1 protein-coding gene is annotated in these 707 nt (G+C 80.5%); it reads right to left on the minus strand.

Annotated features, from left to right (window positions below; genetic code table 11):
- Positions 1 to 707, minus strand: a 707-nt coding sequence (locus CBZ_RS20270; protein ID WP_507762217.1) for a fatty acid kinase subunit FakA-related protein, incomplete at both ends; no start/stop codon positions are given.

Below are 707 nucleotides of genomic sequence, written 5' to 3' on the forward strand. Positions count from 1 at the left end.
CCCCCGGGCAGGAGCGCGACGTCGGGGGCGCCGGTGTCCGCGACGGCGCGGGCCACGTGCTCGGCCGTGACGGGCGCCTCGGGCGTGGCCACGAGCACGACGGCGCCAGCGGCGGCGTACCAGGCGGCCAGGGCGGGCGCGGCGGTGCAGACGACGAGGCCCCAGCGCGCCGCGCCGCCGTCGACGTCGCCGCCTACCCCGTGCGGGGCGTCGAGCAGCCGGACGACGACCTGCTCGCGCACCCCGACGTCGGCGGCGGCGAGCGCGAGGTCCGGGTGGTCGGTGTGCACGTGGACGTGCCACACGCCGTCCGCCCCGACGACGGCGACGGAGTCCCCGACGGCCCCGACGCGCTCGCGCAGCACGCCGCCGAGGTCGTCGGACGCCTGCGGGGTCCGCACGACGAGCATGACCTCGTAGGCACCGCCGGACCCGTGCACACCGCGCGCGTGCGGTGCGGCGGCGGGCAGCCAGTCCGGGGGCCCCGTCGGCTCGGGCGCTCCGACGACCGCGCGGTGCAGGGCGTCGAGCAGCACGAGCAGCGCGCACGCCCCGGCGTCGGGCACGTGCTCGCGGTGCAGGACGGGGTGCGCGTCGCTGATGGTGCCGAGCTCGACGCGCCCGCGCGCCAGGACGGCCCCGAGGACGTCGGACGGCGCGCCGCCCGACGGGACGTCGCCGTCGCCGCCGTGGCGACCGTGCGCGCC

Origin of the sequence: Cellulomonas biazotea (genome assembly GCF_004306155.1) — a bacterium.
GTDB classification, from domain to species: Bacteria; Actinomycetota; Actinomycetes; order Actinomycetales; family Cellulomonadaceae; genus Cellulomonas; species Cellulomonas biazotea.